At 44.8% G+C, this 319-nt stretch carries 1 protein-coding gene; it reads left to right on the top strand.

From position 1 onward, the window contains the following. The coding region (locus STRDD11_RS13445; RefSeq protein ID WP_164828526.1) for a transposase at positions 1 to 250 on the top strand (250 nt) is incomplete at its 5' end. Between the last annotated feature and the right edge of the window lie 69 nt (positions 251 to 319).

Below are 319 nucleotides of genomic sequence, written 5' to 3'. Positions count from 1 at the left end.
GGGGCTTTATATCAATGAGCGTTATCAAGCCCTGAAACTCAAAGAAAGCCAGACGCTTTTATCGGAAGAAGGCCGCCGCATCTATGCCCAGCGGAAGATAGATGTCGAGCCTGTCTTTGGTCAGATAAAGGCTTGTTTGGGCTACACTCGCTGCAATCTGCGAGGCAAGCGCAAGGTGAAAATTGACATGGGACTGGTTCTCATGGCCAATAACCTTAAGAAACTGAGCAAGAAAATGGCTCAAAAATAGAAAAAAGGATAAGATCTTAAACCGACCTTATCCCTTTTTCATGAGTTGAAACTTTTTGTCTCAGCCTCC

It is taken from the genome of Streptococcus sp. DD11, assembly GCF_001578865.1.
Taxonomy (GTDB): domain Bacteria; phylum Bacillota; class Bacilli; order Lactobacillales; family Streptococcaceae; genus Streptococcus; species Streptococcus panodentis.
Note: the sequence above shows the minus strand (reverse complement) of the source record. Positions and strands in the feature narration are given on the sequence as shown.